Origin of the sequence: Pseudomonas shirazica, from assembly GCF_015168335.1 — a bacterium.
GTDB lineage: Bacteria > Pseudomonadota > Gammaproteobacteria > Pseudomonadales > Pseudomonadaceae > Aquipseudomonas > Aquipseudomonas asiatica.
On the sequence record NZ_CP063456.1, the window covers coordinates 5,507,467 to 5,526,455 of the forward strand.

At 62.9% G+C, this 18,989-nt stretch carries 19 protein-coding genes; 18 read left to right on the plus strand and 1 reads right to left on the minus strand.

Features of this window, described 5'->3' with window-relative positions; all coding sequences use genetic code 11:
* Positions 1 to 162 precede the first annotated feature (162 nt).
* The 18 genes from IMX18_RS25405 (at position 163) to IMX18_RS25490 (ending at position 18,017) form a co-directional block, all read left to right on the plus strand.
* A complete protein-coding gene (locus tag IMX18_RS25405; protein ID WP_015272214.1) occupies positions 163 to 1,251 on the plus strand; it encodes an efflux RND transporter periplasmic adaptor subunit in 1,089 nt (362 codons plus the stop codon).
* Positions 1,248 to 2,315, plus strand: coding sequence for an efflux RND transporter periplasmic adaptor subunit (locus IMX18_RS25410; protein WP_013974699.1), 1,068 nt, complete (start codon positions 1,248 to 1,250; stop codon positions 2,313 to 2,315). Before IMX18_RS25405 ends, IMX18_RS25410 begins: the two co-directional genes overlap by 4 nt.
* Positions 2,312 to 5,368, plus strand: a complete 3,057-nt coding sequence (locus tag IMX18_RS25415) for an efflux RND transporter permease subunit (RefSeq protein WP_054573415.1) — start codon at positions 2,312 to 2,314, stop codon at positions 5,366 to 5,368. Before IMX18_RS25410 ends, IMX18_RS25415 begins: the two co-directional genes overlap by 4 nt.
* A gap of 257 nt (positions 5,369 to 5,625) precedes the next feature.
* Positions 5,626 to 5,808, plus strand: coding sequence for a sulfur starvation response protein OscA (gene oscA / locus IMX18_RS25420; RefSeq protein ID WP_003258557.1), 183 nt, complete (start codon positions 5,626 to 5,628; stop codon positions 5,806 to 5,808).
* 49 nt (positions 5,809 to 5,857) lie between these two features.
* Positions 5,858 to 6,865 (plus strand): sulfate ABC transporter substrate-binding protein, encoded by a 1,008-nt coding sequence (locus tag IMX18_RS25425; protein ID WP_061304717.1) that lies wholly within the window; start codon positions 5,858 to 5,860, stop codon positions 6,863 to 6,865.
* A gap of 184 nt (positions 6,866 to 7,049) precedes the next feature.
* The gene (cysT, locus tag IMX18_RS25430) at positions 7,050 to 7,868 is read left to right on the plus strand and encodes a sulfate ABC transporter permease subunit CysT (protein WP_013974695.1); all 819 of its coding nucleotides are present in this window, start codon (positions 7,050 to 7,052) and stop codon (positions 7,866 to 7,868) included.
* Positions 7,869 to 7,879: 11 nt separating this feature from the next.
* Complete coding sequence (cysW, locus tag IMX18_RS25435) at positions 7,880 to 8,752, plus strand: sulfate ABC transporter permease subunit CysW (protein ID WP_015272212.1); 873 nt, start codon at positions 7,880 to 7,882, stop codon at positions 8,750 to 8,752.
* 3 nt (positions 8,753 to 8,755) lie between these two features.
* The gene (locus IMX18_RS25440; protein ID WP_013974693.1) at positions 8,756 to 9,745 is read left to right on the plus strand and encodes a sulfate/molybdate ABC transporter ATP-binding protein; all 990 of its coding nucleotides are present in this window, start codon (positions 8,756 to 8,758) and stop codon (positions 9,743 to 9,745) included.
* A 387-nt stretch (positions 9,746 to 10,132) separates the two neighbouring features.
* A complete protein-coding gene (locus IMX18_RS25445) occupies positions 10,133 to 10,924 on the plus strand; it encodes an energy transducer TonB (protein WP_015272211.1) in 792 nt (263 codons plus the stop codon).
* Positions 10,925 to 10,954: 30 nt separating this feature from the next.
* Positions 10,955 to 11,674, plus strand: coding sequence for a MotA/TolQ/ExbB proton channel family protein (locus tag IMX18_RS25450; RefSeq protein ID WP_217189996.1), 720 nt, complete (start codon positions 10,955 to 10,957; stop codon positions 11,672 to 11,674).
* Between the two features lies 1 nt (position 11,675).
* Positions 11,676 to 12,077, plus strand: a complete 402-nt coding sequence (locus IMX18_RS25455; protein ID WP_054573412.1) for an ExbD/TolR family protein — start codon at positions 11,676 to 11,678, stop codon at positions 12,075 to 12,077.
* A gap of 274 nt (positions 12,078 to 12,351) precedes the next feature.
* Positions 12,352 to 12,933 (plus strand): alpha/beta hydrolase, encoded by a 582-nt coding sequence (locus tag IMX18_RS25460; protein ID WP_015272208.1) that lies wholly within the window; start codon positions 12,352 to 12,354, stop codon positions 12,931 to 12,933.
* Positions 12,934 to 12,997: 64 nt separating this feature from the next.
* On the plus strand, positions 12,998 to 13,828 hold the full coding sequence (locus IMX18_RS25465) for a sigma 54-interacting transcriptional regulator (protein WP_015272207.1): 831 nt from the start codon (positions 12,998 to 13,000) through the stop codon (positions 13,826 to 13,828).
* Between the two features lie 175 nt (positions 13,829 to 14,003).
* Positions 14,004 to 14,789: a MetQ/NlpA family ABC transporter substrate-binding protein gene (locus tag IMX18_RS25470; RefSeq protein WP_003258552.1), complete on the plus strand. Its 786-nt coding sequence runs from the start codon at positions 14,004 to 14,006 to the stop codon at positions 14,787 to 14,789.
* A 283-nt stretch (positions 14,790 to 15,072) separates the two neighbouring features.
* Positions 15,073 to 15,738 carry an amino acid ABC transporter permease gene (locus tag IMX18_RS25475; protein WP_100412814.1) on the plus strand — a complete coding sequence of 222 codons (666 nt, stop codon included), beginning with the start codon at positions 15,073 to 15,075 and terminating at the stop codon, positions 15,736 to 15,738.
* Positions 15,719 to 16,378, plus strand: coding sequence for an amino acid ABC transporter permease (locus IMX18_RS25480; protein WP_015272205.1), 660 nt, complete (start codon positions 15,719 to 15,721; stop codon positions 16,376 to 16,378). Before IMX18_RS25475 ends, IMX18_RS25480 begins: the two co-directional genes overlap by 20 nt.
* Entirely contained in the window at positions 16,375 to 17,148 is a 774-nt protein-coding gene (locus tag IMX18_RS25485) for an amino acid ABC transporter ATP-binding protein (protein WP_054573408.1), read from the plus strand. The genes IMX18_RS25480 and IMX18_RS25485 overlap by 4 nt, the downstream gene beginning before the upstream one ends.
* Positions 17,145 to 18,017 (plus strand): transporter substrate-binding domain-containing protein, encoded by an 873-nt coding sequence (locus IMX18_RS25490; protein WP_015272203.1) that lies wholly within the window; start codon positions 17,145 to 17,147, stop codon positions 18,015 to 18,017. Before IMX18_RS25485 ends, IMX18_RS25490 begins: the two co-directional genes overlap by 4 nt.
* Positions 18,018 to 18,140: 123 nt before the next feature.
* Here the strand turns inward: IMX18_RS25490 and IMX18_RS25495 are convergent, their stop codons facing one another.
* Positions 18,141 to 18,959: an alpha/beta fold hydrolase gene (locus IMX18_RS25495; protein ID WP_054573433.1), complete on the minus strand. Its 819-nt coding sequence runs from the start codon at positions 18,957 to 18,959 to the stop codon at positions 18,141 to 18,143.
* Positions 18,960 to 18,989: the final 30 nt, after the last annotated feature.

Here is an 18,989-nt window from a genome sequence, read left to right on the forward strand (position 1 = left end):
CTTGAGGCTGGCGACCATCCTGTGGGAGCGGGCGTGCCCGCGAAGAGGCCCGCGCAGGCGCCGAAAATGCCAGCTTGATCGCGGTTAGTGCCGTTTATCGAACCCTGAACTACGCTGACAGTCGCATTCCACGAATCATTTGCGCGCAAGCAAGGAGCCTGCATGACGTTGATACGTCCGCTGTTGGTCGTCTGCCTGGGGCTTGTGTCCCTGCTGTCGGGCTGTAGTAAGGAAGAAACCACCGAAACACTGCCACGCGTAGGCGTGCAACAGGTATCACCCACCGATTTCGCTGCCAGGGTCACCCTGACTGGCGATGTGCAGGCGCGGGTGCAGACCGACCTGTCGTTCCGGGTGGGCGGCAAGATCATTTCGCGCAGTGTCGATGTCGGCGACCACGTAAAGGCCAACCAGGTGTTGGCGCGGCTGGACCCGAAAGACCTGCAGAACAATGTCGACTCGGCCAAGGCCGAGGTGTTCGCCGCGCAGGCGCGGGTCACCCAGACCAGTGCCGCGTTCGTGCGCCAGCAAAAGCTGTTGCCCAAGGGCTACACCAGCCAGAGCGAATACGATTCCGCCGAAGCCGCGCTGCGCAGCAACCAGAGCGCGCTCAAGGCCGCGCAAGCGCAATTGGCCAATGCCAACGAACAACTGAGCTATACCGCGCTGGTCTCCGAGGCCGATGGGGTCATCACCGAGCGCCAGGCCGAGGTCGGCCAGGTGGTTCAAGCGACCATGCCAATCTTCAGCCTGGCCACCGATGGCGACCGTGATGCCGTGTTCAATGTCTACGAATCGCTGCTGGTGGCCCCGCCCAGCGACGCTGGAGTGATCGTCAGCCTGCTGGACGACCCCAAGGTTCAGGCCCGTGGCTTCGTGCGCGAAATCACCCCTACGGTGTCCGCGCAAAGCGGCACGGTACAGGTCAAGGTCGGGCTGAGGGATGTGCCGCCAGGGATGCAACTGGGTGCACCGGTGACGGCCACCACCAATGCCCAGGGCCGACCAAGTATCGAGCTGCCATGGTCGGCACTGACCAAGGCCCTGCATGAGCCCGCCGTCTGGGTAGTGGGCGAGGGTGACAAGGTAGAGCTGCGCAAGGTCGAGGTCAGCCGTTACCTCACCGGCAGGATCGTGGTCGCCAGTGGCCTGAAAGGCGGCGAGACCGTGGTGGTAAATGGCGGGCAGTTGCTGCACCCCGGCATGCAGGTACTGAAGGTCGATGCCAAGGCCAAAGGGGGTGAGCTATGAAGCGCCTGCTGCTGATGCTGTCGGCCGGCGTGCTGTTGGCCGGCTGCAGTAGCGAGGATGAAGTGCCGGAGCCGATTCGGCCGGTGCTGTCGGTCAAGGTCGAACCCCAGGTGCAGTCGCAGCTGGGCCGCTTCGCCGGCAGTATCCAGGCCCGTTTCGAAAGCACCTTGGGCTTCCGGGTTTCCGGGCGTATTGCCCGGCGCTGGCTGGATGTGGGCGCCCAGGTGAAACCGGGCGACACCCTGGCCACCCTCGACCCGACCGACCAGCAGAACCAGTTGCGCGCCGCCGAGGGCGACCTGGCCAAGGTGCAGGCGCAGTGGATCAACGCCCAGGCCGATGCCCGCCGCCAACAACAGCTGTACGACCGTGGCGTAGGCGCCCAGGCCCAGCTGGATATCGCTCAGACCAATCTGAAAACCACCAGTGCGGCGTTGGAGCAAGCGCGCTCTGCGCTCAGCCAGGCGCGTGACCAGCTCGATTACAGTACCCTGCGCACCGACCACGCCGCGGTAATCACTGCCTGGCAGGCCGAAGCCGGGCAAACCGTCACCGCCGGCCAGGCCGTGGTAACCCTGGCCAGGCCGGATGTGAAGGAAGCGGTGATCGACCTGCCGATCGGCCTGGCCGAGCAGTTGAGCAAAGGCCTGACGTTCACCGTTGCTTCGCAGCTGGACCCGACCATCAACACCACCGCCAGCCTGCGGGAACTGGAACCCCAGGCCGACGCCACCACTCGCACCCGCCGCGCGCGCCTGACCCTGGCCAGCACCCCGGCGGCCTTCCACCTGGGCACCGCCATCAGCGTGACCCTGAGTTCGGAGGTGTCGCCGCGCAGTGAACTGCCCTTGAGTGCCTTGCTCGAGCGCGACGGCAAGACCCAGGTATGGGTGATCGATACGCAACAGAAGACCGTGGCCACTCGTGATGTGGCCCTGATCGGTCGAACCGCCGACAGCATCGTCCTGACCTCGGGCGTACAGCCCGGCGAGCGGGTGGTGACTGCGGGCGTGAATAGCCTCAAGCCTGGCCAGAAGGTCACCTTCGACGAGGATGCGCAATGAAAGGAAGCTTCAACCTGTCCGACTGGGCGCTCAAGCATCAATCGTTCGTCTGGTACCTGATGTTCGTTGCCCTGTTGATGGGGATTTTCTCCTACTTCAACCTGGGCCGTGAGGAAGACCCGTCGTTCACCATCAAGACCATGGTCATCCAGACCCGCTGGCCCGGCGCTACCCAGGACGAAACCCTGTACCAGGTCACCGACCGTATCGAGAAGAAGCTCGAGGAACTCGACTCCCTCGACTACACCAAAAGCTACACCCGCCCCGGCGAATCCACGGTCTACGTGTACCTGCGCGACACCACCAAGGCCAAGGACATCCCGGAAATCTGGTACCAGGTGCGCAAGAAGATCCAGGACATTCGCGGTGAATTCCCTGCAGGCATCCAGGGGCCCGGGTTCAACGATGAATTCGGCGATGTGTTCGGTTCTATCTATGCCTTCACTGCCGACGGCCTGACCCTGCGCCAGCTGCGCGACTACGTGGAGCAGGCGCGGGCCGAAGTGCGCGATGTGCCCAACATCGGCAAGATCGAGCTGATCGGCACCCAGGACGAAGTGCTGTACCTGAACTTCTCCACCCGCAAGCTGGCAGCCTTGGGCATCGACCAGCGCCAGGTCATGCAGGCCCTGCAATCGCAAAACGCCGTGACCCCTGCCGGTGTGATCGAGGCAGGGCCTGAACGTATCTCGGTGCGTACCTCCGGGCAGTTCACCTCGGAAAAGGACCTGGAAACCGTCAACCTGAAGATCAACGACCGCTTCTTCCGCCTGGCAGACATCGCCGATATCGAGCGCGGCTACGTCGACCCTCCTTCGCCGATGTTCCGCTACAACGGCCAGACGGCGCTGGGCCTGGCCATCGGCATGAAGGCCGGCGGCAATATCCAGGTGTTCGGCGCGGCGCTGAAAAAGCGCATGGACCAGGTGGTCGAAGACCTGCCGGTGGGCGTCGGGGTGCACACTGTTTCCGACCAGGCCGTGGTGGTCAAGCAAGCGGTCGGCGGCTTCACCAGCGCGCTGTTCGAGGCGGTGGTAATCGTGCTGGCGGTGAGCTTTGTCAGCCTCGGCGTGCGTGCCGGGTTGGTGGTGGCCTGCTCGATCCCACTGGTGCTGGCCATGGTGTTCGTGTTCATGGAATACAGCGGCATCACCATGCAGCGTATTTCGCTGGGGGCGCTGATCATCGCCCTGGGCCTGCTGGTGGATGATGCGATGATCACTGTGGAAGTGATGGTCACACGGCTGGAAATGGGCGAAAGCAAGGAGCAGGCGGCGACTTTTGCCTATACCTCCACAGCCTTCCCCATGCTCACCGGCACCCTGGTGACTGTGGCCGGTTTCGTGCCGATCGGCCTCAACGCCAGTTCGGCGGGTGAATACACCTACACGCTGTTTGCGGTAATTGCCGTGGCACTGATGGTGTCGTGGGTGGTGGCGGTATTCTTCGCCCCGGTGTTAGGCGTGCACATCCTCAGCAGTGCCAAGCTCAAGCACCATGAAGCCGAGCCCGGGCGCGTCGGCCGGGCCTTCGAGCATGGTTTGTTGTGGTGCATGCGCAACCGCTGGCTGACCATCATCGGCACCGTGGTGCTGTTCGCCCTGGCGATCTTCTGCGAACGCTTCGTGCAGAACCAGTTCTTCCCGTCCTCTGACCGCCCGGAAATCCTCGTCGACCTCAACCTGCCGCAGAACGCCTCGATCGAGGAGACGCGCAAGGTGGTCGACCGTTTCGAGGCGCGGATCAAGGACGACCCGGACCTGGTGCACTGGAGTACCTATATCGGCCAGGGCGCGATCCGCTTCTACCTGCCCCTCGACCAGCAGTTGCAGAACCCGTACTACGCGCAGCTGGTGATCGTCAGCAAGGGCTTCGAAGAACGCCAGGCCATGATGGAGCGCCTGCAGAAGATCCTGCATGAAGAATTCGTTGGCGTCGGCACCAACGTGCAATCGCTGGAAATGGGCCCACCGGTGGGCCGACCGATCCAGTATCGGGTAAGCGGTGCCAATATCGACGAGGTTCGCAAGCACGCCATCGAGCTGGCCACCTTGCTCGACCAGAACGAGCACATCGGCGAGATGATCTACGACTGGAACGAGCCGGGTAAGGTGCTGCGCGTGGAAATCGCCCAGGACAAGGCGCGCCAGCTGGGCCTGTCGTCGGAGGACGTGGCCAATGTGATGAACAGCATCGTCAGCGGCGTGCAGATCACCCAGGTCAACGACAACATCTACCTGGTCGACGTGGTCGCCCGTGCCGAGGACAGCGAGCGTGGCTCGCCGGATACCTTGCAGAACCTGCAGATCCTGACACCCAACGGCACTTCGATCCCGCTGCTTGCGTTCGCTACTGTGCGCTACGAGCTGGAGCAGCCGCTTGTGTGGCGTCGTGACCGCAAGCCGACCATCACCATCAAGGCATCGGTCAACGGTGACATCCAGCCCACCGACCTGGTGGCCCAGCTGAAGCCGAAGATCGACGAGTTCGCCAGCAAGTTGCCGGTGGGCTTCGAAGTGGCCACCGGCGGCACGGTGGAGGAGAGCGCCAAGGCGCAGGGGCCGATCCGCAAGGTCATCCCGCTGATGCTGTTCCTGATGGCGACGTTCCTGATGATCCAGCTGCACAGCGTGCAGAAGCTGTTCCTGGTGGTCAGCGTGGCGCCGCTGGGGTTGATTGGCGTGATCATTGCGCTGGTGCCCACAGGTACGCCCATGGGCTTCGTGGCGATTCTCGGCATTCTCGCGCTGGCGGGCATCATCATTCGTAACTCGGTGATCCTGGTGACCCAGATCGACGAGTTCGAAGCCCAGGGCTTGTCGCCGTGGGATGCGGTGGTGGAGGCAACCAACCACCGGCGCCGGCCGATTCTGCTGACCGCGGCGGCGGCGAGCCTGGGCATGATCCCGATTGCCCGCGAAGTGTTCTGGGGGCCGATGGCCTACGCCATGATTGGCGGGATCATCGTGGCGACCCTGCTGACGCTGCTGTTCCTGCCGGCCTTGTATGTGGCCTGGTACAAGATCCGCGAGCCACAGAAGAAACCCTCCTGACCACGCATCCCCTTGTAGGAGCAGCCTCGTGCTGCGAAGAGGCCGGTAAATTCATCATCAAATGCTGATGGGATTGCCGGCCTCTTCGCAGCACGAGGCTGCTCCTACAAGGGAAATGCGGTGCTTGAAAAATGGTTATATAAACATTCTCAAACAGTATTTTTAAGAATAATCCCGCCTCACTACTATTGCCCTCAAGCCAGGCGCAAATCCCCTTCAAACCTCAGCCCGGCACCCTCACTCCAAGGAGAACGAGCATGAGTGCATCTCTGCGTAGCATCGACGGTCAGGACGAAGCCACCATTCTGCGGGAAATCCAGAGCGCTCTGCGCGACCTGCGATTCGGTGCGGTGGAGATCACCGTGCACAACGCTCAGGTCGTACAGATCGAGCGCAAGGAGAAGTTCCGCCTACAGCAGCCCGGCAACAAGACCGGCTGATCGCACCACACATTCAAAAACTAGAAAAATGCCAATCGGGAGCTTCACCATGTCCATCCGCCGTTATGCGCTTGCCGCCCTGGCCAGTGCTGTTTTTGCCGGTTCCGCCATCGCCAAGGACTACGAACTGCTGAACGTGTCCTACGACCCGACCCGCGAGCTGTACCAGCAGTACAACGCCGAGTTCATCAAGCACTGGCAGCAGGCCCACCCGGGCGACAAGGTGAAGATCCAGCAATCCCACGGCGGTTCGGGCAAGCAGGCCCGTGCGGTGATCGATGGCCTGCGTGCCGACGTGGTGACCCTGGCCCTGGCCGGCGACATCGATGAAGTCGCCAAGCTCGGCAAGACCCTGCCAGACAACTGGCAGACCCGCCTGCCGGATGCCAGCACCCCGTACACCTCGACTATCGTGTTCCTGGTGCGCAAGGGCAACCCTAAAGGCATCAAGGACTGGGGCGACCTGATCAAGAAGGATGTGTCGGTCATCACCCCCAACCCGAAAACCTCCGGCGGCGCCCGCTGGAACTTCCTGGCGGCCTGGGCCTATGGCCTGAAGGCCGGCGGTAGCGAAGAAAAGGCCAAGGAGTACGTGCAGGAGCTGTTCAAGCACGTCCCGGTGCTGGATACCGGCGCCCGTGGCTCGACCATCACCTTCGTCAATAACGGCCAGGGCGATGTGCTGCTGGCCTGGGAAAACGAAGCCTTCCTGGCGCTGAAGGAAGACGGTGGCGCCGACAAGTTCGAGATCATCGTGCCTTCGCTGTCGATCCTCGCCGAACCGCCGGTGGCGGTGGTGGACAAGAACGCCGAGAAGAAGGGCAATACCGAGATTGCCACCGAATACCTCAAGCACCTGTACAGCCCGGCCGGGCAGAAGATCGCAGCCGAGAACTTCTACCGCCCGCGTGACGAGAAGGTCGCTGCCGAGTTTGGCAAGCAGTTCCCGAAACTGGACCTGGTGACCATCGACAAGGACTTTGGTGGCTGGAAGACTGCACAGCCGAAATTCTTCAATGATGGCGGTGTGTTCGACCAGATCTATCAGGCACAGTAGGGGCCAAGGAAAAGCGGGGCCGCCATGCGGCCCATCGCGACACAAGGCCGCTCCTACAGAGGTACGCGCACCCCTGTAGGAGCGGCCTTGCGTCGCGATGGGCTGCAAAGCAGCCCCAGGATTTCAGAAGCTAGCACCAGCCCGGGATCGTTCCCGGGCCAAGTGCGTTCAACCAGGGATATTTATGTCACGCCGCATTTCCCCCGTCATACCCGGCTTCGGGCTGACGCTGGGCTACACCTTGGTGTACCTCAGCCTGATCGTGCTGATACCGCTGGCCGCCATGTTCGTGCATGCCGCGCAGCTTACCTGGGAGCAGTTCTGGAACATCATCAGTGCACCGCGGGTGATCGCCGCGCTCAAGCTGAGTTTCGGCACCGCCCTGTTCGCCGCCATCATCAACGGAGTGATCGGCACCCTGCTGGCCTGGGTGCTGGTGCGCTACACCTTCCCCGGGCGCAAGATCATCGATGCGATGATCGACCTGCCGTTCGCCCTGCCCACGGCTGTAGCCGGTATCGCCCTGACCGCCCTGTACGCGCCCTCGGGCTGGGTCGGCCAGTTCGCCACCGACCTGGGCTTCAAGATCGCCTACACCCCACTGGGCATCACCCTGGCGCTGACCTTCGTCACCCTGCCGTTCGTGGTGCGTACGGTGCAGCCGGTGCTGGCCGACATTCCGCGTGAAGTGGAGGAGGCCGCTGCCTGCCTGGGCGCCAAGCCGCTGCAGGTGTTCCGCCATGTGCTGGCGCCAGCGCTGCTGCCTGCCTGGCTGACAGGTTTTGCCCTGGCCTTCGCCCGCGGCGTGGGCGAGTATGGTTCGGTGATCTTCATTGCCGGCAACATGCCGATGAAGACCGAGATCCTGCCTCTGCTGATCATGGTCAAGCTCGACCAGTATGACTACACCGGCGCGACCGCCATCGGCGTGCTGATGCTGGTGGTTTCCTTCATCCTGCTGCTGCTGATCAACCTGCTGCAGCGCCGCATCGAAACCCCTTGAAGGAGGCCGGCATGTCCAGTTCATCCCTGAATGCAACCGCCGCCGCCAACGCTGCCCGCCGGGGCAGCGCCACTTCGCGGCGTATCCTGATCGGCCTTGGCTGGCTGGTGTTCGCGCTGTTCCTGCTGCTGCCACTGGTGATCGTGGTGTCGCAGGCGCTGAAGAACGGCTTTGGCACCTTCTTCGAGGCGATCTTCGAGCCTGACGCATTGTCGGCGCTGAAGCTGACCCTGCTCGCCGTGGCCATTTCGGTGCCGCTGAACCTGGTGTTCGGTGTCAGCGCCGCCTGGTGCGTGAGCAAGTACACCTTCCGTGGCAAGAGTATCCTGGTCACCCTGATCGATCTGCCGTTCTCGGTGTCGCCGGTGATCGCGGGCCTGGTCTACGTGCTGATGTTCGGCGCTCAAGGCCTGTTCGGGCCATGGCTGCAGGACCACGATATCCAGATCGTGTTCGCCCTGCCGGGCATCGTCCTGGCCACCATCTTCGTCACCGTACCGTTCGTGGCCCGTGAGCTGATCCCGCTGATGCAGGAGCAGGGCACGCAGGAAGAGGAGGCCGCGCGCTTGCTCGGCGCCAATGGCTGGCAGATGTTCTGGCACGTGACCCTGCCGAACATCAAATGGGGCCTGATCTACGGGGTGGTGCTGTGCACCGCGCGGGCCATGGGCGAGTTTGGCGCGGTGTCGGTGGTGTCCGGCCACATTCGCGGCGTGACCAACACCTTGCCGCTGCACGTGGAGATCCTCTACAACGAGTACAACCATGTCGCGGCCTTCAGCGTGGCCAGCCTGTTGCTGATCCTGGCGCTCTTCATCCTGCTGCTCAAGCAGTGGAGCGAGAACCGTATTAACCGCCTGCGCCACAGCGCCGCGGAGGAATGATTCATGTCGATCGAAGTTCGTAACGTCAGCAAGCGCTTCAACAGCTTCCAGGCCCTGGACAACATCAACCTGGACATCAACAGCGGCGAGCTGGTGGCCCTGCTCGGCCCTTCCGGCTGCGGCAAGACCACGTTGCTGCGCATCATCGCCGGCCTGGAAACCCCCGACCAGGGCAATATCGTGTTCCATGGCGAGGACGTGTCCGGCCATGACGTGCGCGACCGCAACGTCGGTTTCGTGTTCCAGCACTACGCGTTGTTCCGCCACATGAGTGTGTTCGACAACGTTGCCTTCGGCCTGCGCATGAAGCCCAAGGGCGAGCGCCCGAGCGAGAGCAAGATAGCCGAGAAGGTGCATGAACTGCTGAACATGGTGCAGCTGGACTGGCTGTCCGACCGCTACCCCGAGCAGTTGTCCGGTGGCCAGCGCCAGCGTATCGCCCTGGCCCGTGCGCTGGCGGTGGAACCCAAGGTGCTGCTGCTGGACGAGCCTTTCGGTGCGCTGGATGCCAAGGTGCGCAAGGAGCTGCGCCGCTGGCTGGCGCGCCTGCACGAGGACATCAACCTGACGTCGGTGTTCGTCACCCACGACCAGGAAGAAGCCATGGAGGTGGCTGACCGCATCGTGGTGATGAACAAGGGCGTGATCGAGCAGATCGGCTCGCCGGGCGAGGTGTACGAGCACCCGGCCAACGATTTCGTCTACCACTTCCTCGGTGATTCCAACCGCCTGGCCCTGAGCGAAGGGCATCATGTGCTGTTCCGCCCGCACGAAGTGTCGCTGTCGCGGCATGAGACCGAAGGGCACCATGCGGCCGAGGTGCGCGACATCCGGCCGTTGGGCGCGACCACGCGGGTGACCTTGAAGGTGGAGGGGCAGAGCGAGCTGATCGAGGCCGAAGTGGTCAAGGACCATGACAGCCTGACCGGGTTGGCGCGTGGGGAGACATTGTTCTTCCGGCCGAAGGTTTGGCAGAAGGTGGCGGATATCTGAGTCGCCTTTGATGATGAAAAAGCCCAGGGTTGGTCCTGGGCTTTTTTATGCCTGATGGATTGCCGGGGCTGCTTTGCAGCCCATCGCCGGCAAGCCAGCTCCCACATTGACCGCGTAACACCGTTCCCTGTGGGAGCTGGCTTGCCGGCGATCGAGGGCGCAGCCCTCGCGGCAATCTCATGCCTTACGCGAATATTTCGCATGCCGGCAATGCATGATTGAAAACCCGCCCGGCCACAGCCCGCGAATTCCGCGGCTTTGCCACAATCCTTCAAAAACTATATTCAGTAAAGTTCTAATCATAATTTTAAACATTACTTTAAGTGATAAGCCCCTGGCCCCGATGATTCAGCCACACACCTGAATCGAGTCCCAGGAGTTTGATCAATGGGTAATGTCCAGTCGGCCGTCAGGGCCTACGACCAGCCATGGCGCCCGGCCCCGGGTGACCTGGTCGACCTTGGACGCACGCTTCGCCTCCCGCTTGGCCAGCTGCGCTTGCAACGCACGCCTGTCAGTGGGCTCAAGCGCCGCGACAAGCTGGTGCTGGGCCTGCTGGTGCTGGCCCTGCATGGCGCAGCAGCGTATTGGGTCAACCAGGCACCAACGCCCGAGCTGCCGGTGGTGCCACCGCAAGTACCGCCGATGACCATCGAGTTCGCCGCGCCAGCACCGCCTGTAGTCGAACCACCGCCACCAGCCCCGGCACCGCCGGTGGTCCAGTCGCCACCGCCGGCCGTGGTCGACGAACTGGCCGCCAAGCCCAAACCCAAGCCAAAGCCCGTGCCCAAGCCGGTGGTCAAGCAACAGCCCAAACCTCAGCCCAAGCCGGTCGAAGCACCGCCGCCAGCCCCTGTGGCCGCTCCGGCCCCGCCAGCACCACCCGCGCCGGCCCCGGTCACCCCGGCATCGGCCAACGCGGCGTACCTGAAGAACCCGGCGCCGGAGTACCCGCAGATGGCCCAGCGCCGCGGTTGGGAAGGCACCGTGCTGCTGCGCGTCGAGGTGCTGCCCAGCGGCAAGCCCGGACAGATCCAGATCCAGAAGAGCAGCGGCCGTGATGCCCTCGACGCTGCCGCACTGGCCGCGGTCAAGCGCTGGAGTTTCGTGCCTGCCAAGCAGGGTGACGTGGCCCAGACCGGCTGGGTCAGCGTGCCGATTGATTTCAAGCTTCGCTAACTTTTTCGCAGAACACAGGAAGACATCATCATGAGCCTGCTGGCATCCCCCCTCCAATCCGTTGAAAGCGCAGTCATCTGGCTGCTGGTCGGTTTTTCTGTCGTCACCTGGGGCCTGGCCCTGGTCAAGGTCGTGCAGTTCGTGCGGCTGAAGAACCAGGACAAACGCTTCTACCAGCAATTCTGGGCCGCCTCGAGCCTGGACTCGGCTGCCGAGCCCAGCCACCACCTGCCAGGCCCTGTCGCCCGTGTTGCCCAGGCCGGTTATGCCGCCATCGCAGTCGGTGACAGCCAGGCCAATGACCTGAGCCACGCCATCAACCACCAGGACCGCCTGGAGCGCGCCCTGCGCCAGCAGATCGTGCGTGAGCGCCGTTCGCTGGAAACCGGCCTGGCGGTGGTCGCCAGTATTGGCAGTACCTCGCCCTTCATCGGCCTGTTCGGCACCGTCTGGGGCATCATGGAAGCGCTCAAGGGCATTAGCGCGGCTGGTTCCGCCAGCCTGGAAACCGTGGCCGGGCCGATTGGCGCGGCACTGGTGGCCACCGGCGTGGGTATCGCCGTCGCGGTGCCGGCGGTGCTGGTCTACAACTACTTCCTGCGCCGCCTCAAGCTAACCGCCGCCGACCTCGATGACTTCGCCCACGACTTCTACAGCCTGGCGCAGAAGAGTGCTTTCCGCGTGCTGGTGCACCCGGCCGTGCACAGGCCCCAGGCCGGTTTCACCCAACCGGTGAAGGAGGCGTCCTGACATGGCCTTTTCGACCCAGGACAGCGACGAAGTCCTCAGTGAAATCAACGTCACGCCGTTGGTGGACGTCATGCTGGTGCTGCTGGTGGTGTTCATCGTCACCGCGCCGCTGCTGACCAATGCCATCCCCATCAACCTGCCCAAGACCGAGGCTGTGGCCCCGGTGGAGCAGAAGGACCCGCTGGTGGTCAGCATTGATGGTGACGGCAAGTTGTTCATCAACAAGGACGAGATCCAGCCAGACCTGCTGGAAACCAGCCTCAAGGCTGCCAAGGACAAGGACGGGGAGCTGCGCGTACAGCTGCAGGCCGATGACGGCGTGAACTACGGCGAAGTGGCGCGGGCCATGGCGGCCATCGAACGTGCGGGGATCAGCAAGCTGGCGGTGATTACCGCGCGCTGATCTCGTCAACTTTCTTCAGGCAAGTGCTTAGGGGCCATATCTCTTGGCAGGGGATGGCCCTTTTTTTTTGCCAGGATTTCATGGCTATCAATGCCCCCTGTGGGAGCGGATTTACCCGCGAATGCGATGTAGGCATCACCGACGCATTCGCGGGTAAACCCGCGCCCACAGGGATTGCATTTTGGTTATTAATAAATAGCTTCTTATTCCTTTACTGATATAACTCCCTCCCTATACTTGTCTCCAAGCACGCAAACTCACCGGAGGCGTCCCCATGCGCAATGAGTCGATTCGTTACCTGATTGTGCCGGGCTGGCAAGGATCGCCAGACAATCATTGGCAAAGTCACTGGCAGCGCACCCTGCCGAACAGTATGCGGGTCGAGCAGAACGACTGGCTGACTCCGCAACGCCAGGACTGGGTGCAGGCACTGGAGCAGGCGATTGCCGCCGAGCGCTCGCCGGTGATTCTGATTGCCCATAGCCTGGGCTGCATAACCGTCGCTCATTGGGCCGCGCAGGCCAGCCCGGCCCTGCTGCGGCGGGTACGTGGCGCGCTGCTGGTGGCACCCGCTGACGTGGAGCGGCCGACCTGCGCGCCAGCTCTGCGCAACTTCGCACCGATCCCGACCGAAGCACTGCCATTCCCCAGCCAGGTGGTCAGCTCGGACAACGACCCGGCCGTGAGCGTGCCAAGGGCGTTGTATCTGGCCCAGGTCTGGGGCGCCGAAGCAGGGCTGCTGACCAACGCCGGGCACATCAACGTCAAGTCCGGCCATGAGCGCTGGGAACAAGGTTTCGCCTACTTGTATCGCTTGCAGAGCCGGGTCGAGCAGCGCGCACTGCGCCGCGCCTGATCGCCCTTACTGTTTACCGTTTGCCTGACGCCCGGCCATTGAAGGCCTGGGGCGGGAGTTCGTCATGACTTTTCAAAACCCTTTTGGCCAGCCGTTGCTGACCTTCCCTGAACTGGACAAGAGCCCGCTGAGCATCCGCGCCAAGGCGCTGGTGTTCATCGACCCACGTTCGCAGCAGTTGCGCGAGGAGCTCGAGCACCTGGCGCCACAATCCTTGCCGGTGCTGATCCGTGGCGAAACCGGCACCGGCAAGGAACTGCTGGCCCGGCAGATCCACCGTGCCAGTGACCGCAGCGGGTTGTTCGTGTCGGTCAACTGCGCTGCCATCAGCCCCACCTACGCCGATGCCGAGCTGTTCGGCTACAGTGCCGGCAGCCAAGGTGGCACAGCCAGCAGCCGTGCCGGCTGGTTCGGCTCTGCCAACGGCGGCACGTTGTACCTGGACGAGATCGCCGACTTGCCGCTGGCCATCCAGGGCAAGCTGCTGGCCGCCCTGGAAAACCGCGAGGTTACCCGGGTGGGCGCGCAGCAGCCGCAACCGGTGGACGTGCGCCTGGTGGCCGCTACCAGCATCGATCTGGCGCGGGTGGTGCGCGCGGGGCGCTTCAACGAGCGCCTGTACCAGTACCTGCGCGAGGGAGCGCTGGAGCTACCGCCACTGCGCGAGCGGCCGGGCGATATCCTGCCGTTGGCCGAGTACTTCGTGGGCATCTACAGCGTGCGCCTGCAGCGGCCTGTGCCGCTGGTTAGCGAGGCGGCACAGCAGGCGCTGGAGGCACACCCCTGGCCCGGCAACACCCGTGAACTGGAGAATGTCATCCACTTTGCCTTGCTGCTGAATGATGGCGAGGAGATCCTCGCAGAGGACCTGGACCTGCCCGATCCTGCGCGCTAGGCACTGCTCAAAAGCAAAATGGCTGATAGCATTTTGTTTTTGGAATAAGCAGCTAAATAAAAGATATTTTTGCGGAATAAAAAATCTGGGTATTGTCCGCCTCACGCCCGCTGGTGAACCGGTTGGGCACCCGATTCGCCATCGTCGATGGCCCAGAACCAGAACAAGGATCACCATGAAGAAGACCCTGCTGACCACTGCCCTGGCCGCTGCCCTGTCGTTTGCCGGCCTGGCTACCGCCGCCGAGAAACTGGTTGTCGCCGCCACCCCGGTACCGCACGCCGAAATCCTCGAGCTGATCAAGCCGACCCTGGCCAAGGAAGGTGTGGACCTGCAGATCAAGGTTTTCACCGACTACGTGCAGCCGAACGTGCAGGTTGACCAGAAGCGCCTGGACGCCAACTACTTCCAGACCCTGCCTTATCTGCAGAACTTCAACGAAGGCAAGGGCACCCACCTGGAAACCGTGATCGGCGTGCATGTCGAACCCTTTGGTGGTTACTCGAAGAAGGTCAAGAGCCTGGGCGAACTGAAAGAAGGCGCTACCGTTGCCATCCCTAACGAGGGCAGCAACAGCGGCCGCGCCCTGCTACTGCTGCAGAAGGCTGGCCTGATCACCCTGAAGGATCCGAAGAACGCCCTGGCCACCCCCAAGGACATTGCCGAGAACCCGAAGAAGCTGAAGTTCCGCGAGCTTGAGTCGGCCATGCTGCCGCGCGTGCTGGACCAGGTCGACCTGGACATGATCAACACCAACTACGCCCTGGAAGCCGGCCTGAACCCGGCCAAGGACGCGCTGGTGATCGAAGGCAGCGACTCGCCATACGTGAACTTCCTGGTCGCCCGCCCGGACAACAAGGACAGCGAAGCCATCCAGAAACTGGCCAAGGCCCTGACCAGCCCGGAAGTGAAGGAATTCATCGCCAAGAAGTACCAAGGTGCGGTGCTGCCGGCGTTCTGATGCGCTTGCATTACCTTGCATGACCCAACGCCGACACTCTTGTGTCGGCGTTTTCATTTCTGGGCTTTAGCCGCGAAGAATTCAACCCGGTGCATGGCACCGGCTGCGCCGGTGTTCGCGGCTGAAGCCGCTCCCACAAGGTCCTGTGTGCGCCGGCAATACATGCCATCAGCGCTGAATTCTCAGTGATATGCATATGCGATAAAGATATTTATTAAAAAGTTTTTAGATCATTAGAGTCTAGCTATCGTGCCCATGCGCACCCTGCAGACCTGCTTTACCCATGACCCTCGACACCGCATTCATCCTTGGCACGCTGCCCGCCTTCCTCAAGGCCGTGGGCGTGACCCTGCAGGTCGGCCTGATCGCCATCGCCACCTCGCTGCTGGTCGCTCTGGTCAACGCCACACTGCTGGTATTACGCACCCCGTACCTGTGGCGCCTGGTAAAAGCCTACGTGGAGCTGGCCCGCAACACGCCGCTGCTGATCCAGCTGTTCTTCGTCTACTTCGCCTTGCCCAGCCTGGGCCTGAAGATTTCCGGCTTTGCCGCTGCAATCATCACCATGACCTTCATGGGCGGTGCCTACCTCACCGAGGTGCTGCGTGCCGGCATCGAGGCCGTGCCCCGTACCCAGCTGGAGTCCGGGCGCTCCATCGGCCTGTCCGAAGGCCAGCTACTGCGCCATGTGGTGCTGCCCCAGGCGGGCATCCTCAGCCTGCCGGCACTGTTCGCCAACTTCGTCTTCCTGCTCAAGGAAACCACCGTGGTGTCGGCGGTGGCCGTGCCGGAAATTCTCTACACGACCAAGAACTACATCGCGCTGTACTACAAGACCTATGAAATGCTCACCGTGCTGACCCTGCTCTGTGTGCTGCTGTTCCTGCCGCTGTCCTTGCTGCTGCGCTATATCGAAAGGAGGCTGCAACATGGCCAGTTCGGCGTCTGAACTGCTGCTGCAGGCATTGCCGCAGCTGGCTGGCGGCGCGGCGCAGACCCTGGCCATCTCTGCGCTGGGCATCCTCTTCGCGACGCTGGGCGGTGTGCTCTATGGCGTGCTGGCAACCTTGGGCAACCGGGCCCTGAACATTGCCTTACAGGTGTACCTGGAGCTGTTCCGTGCCATCCCGGTGCTGGTCTGGCTGTACCTGGTGTTCTTCGGCCTGCCGATCTTCCTGGCGCTGAGCATCCCCAGCTTCTGGTGCGCGGTACTGGTGCTGGGCCTGTGGGGCGCCAGCGAGGTGGGCGAGGTGGTGCGTGGCGCGCTGCGCTCGCTGCCGTGCGGCCAGCGCGAGGCGGGGTTGTCGATCGGCCTGGCCGGCTGGCAGCTGTATGGCTACGTGCTGTTGCCACAGGCGCTCAAGCGCATGACCCCGCCAACCATCAACATCTACACGCGGATCATCAAGACCAGCTCGCTGGCGGTGCTGATCGGCGTGGTCGAGGTGATCAAGGCCGGCCAGCAGATTATCGAACGCACCTACGAGTCGGTGCTGATCTACGGCGCCTTGTTCCTGTTCTTTTTCATCGTCTGCTATCCGCTGTCCGCCGCTTCACGCGTGCTGGAACGCCGCTGGGCCCACTCATGAGCGCATTGATCGAATTTCAGGGTTTCAACAAGTTCTTTGGCGAGCACCAGGTGCTCAAGGACGTCGACCTCCAGGTGGCGGCCGGCGAGGTGGTGGTCATCCTCGGCCCCAGCGGTTGTGGCAAAAGCACGCTGCTGCGCTGCCTCAACGGCCTGGAGCAGGCCCACGGCGGCCACCTGCGCCTGGCCGGGCAGGAGCTGCTCGACCCGCGCACCGATTGGCGCGAGATCCGCCAGCGGGTCGGCATGGTGTTCCAGAGCTATCACCTCTTCGGTCACATGAGCGTGATCGACAACCTGCTGCTTGGCCCGCTCAAGGTACAAAGGCGCGAGCGCGCCGAAGCCCAGGCCCAGGCCGAGGCGCTGCTGGCGCGGGTCGGCCTGCTGGACAAACGCGACGCCTTTCCCCGGCAGTTGTCCGGGGGCCAGCAACAGCGCATCGCCATCGTGCGTTCGCTGTGCATGAACCCCGAGGTGATGCTGTTCGACGAGGTTACCGCAGCCCTCGACCCGGAAATGGTCAAGGAGGTGCTGCAGGTGATCCAGGGCCTGGCCCGCGACGGTATGACCTTGCTCATCGTTACCCACGAAATGGCCTTCGCTCGCGCGGTGGCCGACCGCATCGTGTTCATGGAGGCCGGCAGGATCCTTGAACAGGGCGACCCCGAGAGCTTCTTCACACGACCGCGGACCGCACGCGCGCAGCAGTTCCTGGAGAAATTCTCCTTCGTAGAAAGCCTGCCGAAGACACTGCACAAGGAACTGTCATGAAAACTGCCAACCTCACCAAACTGCTGGCGCCGTTGTTCGGCCTGGCCCTGCTGGCCGGCTGCAACAAGGCTGAAGAGCCACCCAAGCCGGCGGCGGCCTCGCCGGCCACCAGCTACCTGGAAACCATCAAGGCCCGCGACAAGCTGATTGTCGGCGTGTTCACCGACAAGCCACCGTTCGGTTTCGTCGATGAGCAGGGCCGCTACGTGGGCTTTGATACCGATATCGGCCGGCGCCTGGCCAAGGACCTGCTGGGTGATGAAAACAAGGTCGAGTTCGTTGCCGTGGAGCCGGCCAGCCGTATCCCGTTTTTGCAGAGCGACAAGGTCGACCTGATTCTCGCCAACATGACCGTGACCCCGGAGCGCAAGGAAGCGGTGGACTTCACCAACCCCAACCTGCGCGTTGCCGTGCAGGCCATCGTCGCGGATGGCAGCCCGGTGCAGAAGCTCGACGACCTGGCCGACAAGACCATCATCGTCACCACCGGCACTACCGCTGATATCTGGCTGACCAAGAACCACCCGGACTGGAAACTGCTCAAGTTCGAGAAGAACAGCGAGTCGCTGCAGGCGCTGGCCACCGGGCGTGGCGATGCCTATGCGCAGGACAACCTGATTCTGTTCAGCTGGGCCAAGCAGAACCCGGGGTACCGCGTGCTGCCTGAGCTGCTGGGTGACGAGGCACCGATTGCACCGGCGGTGAAAAAGGGCAACACCGAGCTGCGTGACTGGGTGAATGCCGAGCTGGCCAAGCTGGGGGAGGAGAAGTTTCTGCTGAAGCTGTATGACCAGTATGTGCGCAAGGAACTGAGCGATGACACCAAGCCGGAAAGCGTGATTGTGGAAGGGGGCAAGTGGCAGGGGTGACGGTGCCATTGGGGCTGCTTTGCAGCCCTTCGCGGGCTTGCCCGCTCCCACATTGATCGGCGTATGCAGGGCCCTGTGGGAGCGGGCGAGCCCGCGAAGGGCCGCAAGGCGGCCCCAATGACTTCAACGGTTACGCGGTAGCCAATTCAGCAAGAACTCATTCACCACCCGCGGGTTCTCCAGGCTGGAGATATGCCCCGCAAACGGAATCTGCGCCGCCAGGCAGCCAACGATTCGCGCCATTTCATTGGACTCTTCCGGCGGCCGCGGAATGTCCTGGTCGCCGCACATCAGGATGGTTCTCTCGCTCGGCAGCTGCTCGAGTCGCTCCAGAAGGTCGTGTCGTCCAAAGATTATCCGCCCCATGGGATCAAGGCTCTCGCGAATGGTTTGTGCACTGCTTGCCTTCAGCTGAGCACGAAACCGCTCACGGATTTCAGGCACGGTCTGGCCGCCTGCGTGGAAAAATATAGGCACGATGATGTCGAGCAGCAGGTCGCTGAATTCGCCGGCTTCGCTGGCGGCATCCAGCAAGGCGAAGTACTTGAGCCGAGTCTCCTCCGGCTCGGCGCCCAGGTAAGTGTCCATGAGCACCAGGCGGTCCACCCGCTCGGGGTGTTCAAGGGCCAGTTGCGCGCCCCACATGCCGCCGACCGACAGGCCGACCAAGTGGCATTTGCCAATGTCCAGGGCGTCCAGCAGTGCCAGATGCTGGCGGGCCAGGGCGCTCATGTCGATGGTCGTGGCAGGCGGAGCATCGGAGCCGCCGTGGCCCCAAAGCTCGGGGACGATGACGCGGAAGTGTGCTGACAGGGCTTCGATTTGCGGCTGCCACATCTCGGCGGACCACAGGTAGCTGTGGCCGAGCAGGACCGGGAAGCCTTGGCCCTGGTCGATGTAGCTCATGCGGGCGCCGTCGATTTCGATGAAGTGTCTTTGCATGGAATGGGTCTCGGCTGGGAGCGCTGTAGG

Coding starts and splice junctions, on each gene's coding strand:
- cysW (WP_015272212.1), top strand. CDS start 7,880: ATGTCCAGTTCATCCCTGAATGCAACCGCCGCCGCCAACGCTGCCCGC.
- IMX18_RS25495 (WP_054573433.1), bottom strand. CDS start 18,959: ATGCAAAGACACTTCATCGAAATCGACGGCGCCCGCATGAGCTACATC.
- IMX18_RS25465 (WP_015272207.1), top strand. CDS start 12,998: ATGACTTTTCAAAACCCTTTTGGCCAGCCGTTGCTGACCTTCCCTGAA.
- IMX18_RS25440 (WP_013974693.1), top strand. CDS start 8,756: ATGTCGATCGAAGTTCGTAACGTCAGCAAGCGCTTCAACAGCTTCCAG.
- IMX18_RS25480 (WP_015272205.1), top strand. CDS start 15,719: ATGGCCAGTTCGGCGTCTGAACTGCTGCTGCAGGCATTGCCGCAGCTG.
- IMX18_RS25475 (WP_100412814.1), top strand. CDS start 15,073: ATGACCCTCGACACCGCATTCATCCTTGGCACGCTGCCCGCCTTCCTC.
- IMX18_RS25485 (WP_054573408.1), top strand. CDS start 16,375: ATGAGCGCATTGATCGAATTTCAGGGTTTCAACAAGTTCTTTGGCGAG.
- IMX18_RS25425 (WP_061304717.1), top strand. CDS start 5,858: ATGTCCATCCGCCGTTATGCGCTTGCCGCCCTGGCCAGTGCTGTTTTT.
- IMX18_RS25445 (WP_015272211.1), top strand. CDS start 10,133: ATGGGTAATGTCCAGTCGGCCGTCAGGGCCTACGACCAGCCATGGCGC.
- IMX18_RS25405 (WP_015272214.1), top strand. CDS start 163: ATGACGTTGATACGTCCGCTGTTGGTCGTCTGCCTGGGGCTTGTGTCC.
- IMX18_RS25460 (WP_015272208.1), top strand. CDS start 12,352: ATGCGCAATGAGTCGATTCGTTACCTGATTGTGCCGGGCTGGCAAGGA.
- IMX18_RS25450 (WP_217189996.1), top strand. CDS start 10,955: ATGAGCCTGCTGGCATCCCCCCTCCAATCCGTTGAAAGCGCAGTCATC.
- IMX18_RS25455 (WP_054573412.1), top strand. CDS start 11,676: ATGGCCTTTTCGACCCAGGACAGCGACGAAGTCCTCAGTGAAATCAAC.
- IMX18_RS25410 (WP_013974699.1), top strand. CDS start 1,248: ATGAAGCGCCTGCTGCTGATGCTGTCGGCCGGCGTGCTGTTGGCCGGC.
- cysT (WP_013974695.1), top strand. CDS start 7,050: ATGTCACGCCGCATTTCCCCCGTCATACCCGGCTTCGGGCTGACGCTG.
- IMX18_RS25470 (WP_003258552.1), top strand. CDS start 14,004: ATGAAGAAGACCCTGCTGACCACTGCCCTGGCCGCTGCCCTGTCGTTT.
- IMX18_RS25415 (WP_054573415.1), top strand. CDS start 2,312: ATGAAAGGAAGCTTCAACCTGTCCGACTGGGCGCTCAAGCATCAATCG.
- IMX18_RS25490 (WP_015272203.1), top strand. CDS start 17,145: ATGAAAACTGCCAACCTCACCAAACTGCTGGCGCCGTTGTTCGGCCTG.
- oscA (WP_003258557.1), top strand. CDS start 5,626: ATGAGTGCATCTCTGCGTAGCATCGACGGTCAGGACGAAGCCACCATT.